At 62.1% G+C, this 272-nt stretch carries 1 protein-coding gene; it reads right to left on the minus strand.

The features are described 5' to 3' along the window. Positions 1-29 precede the first annotated feature (29 nt). Positions 30-272, minus strand: a 243-nt coding sequence (locus tag R0J88_RS20240; protein WP_410900911.1) for a hypothetical protein, incomplete at its 5' end; no start/stop codon positions are given.

The raw sequence follows: 272 nt of genomic DNA on the forward strand, positions 1-272 counted from the left end.
TCATTACCAGTCGCCACCTGTGCACCACCTCATCTGGCGTCGTTCAGTGCGCCTGCGAGGCCGCGGGCTGACTGACCTTGGCCAGCAGTTGCATCTGACGTAGCGAGATCGTGCAGTACAGGCTGCGGTAGAGCGTCGGTTCCTGCTTCGGGTCGGTCTTGAGCAGGCGAGCTTCCAGCTGGTGGATGTCGCTTGCCAGCTGTTCCGCGTCCGGGGTCTGAGTCTGTCGTGCGGCTGTCTGAGTCATGTAAAGGCGCTCCGTGAGTCCATGG

It is taken from the genome of Pseudoalteromonas sp. SIMBA_162, from assembly GCF_046535955.1.
Lineage (GTDB): Bacteria > Pseudomonadota > Gammaproteobacteria > Enterobacterales > Alteromonadaceae > Pseudoalteromonas > Pseudoalteromonas marina.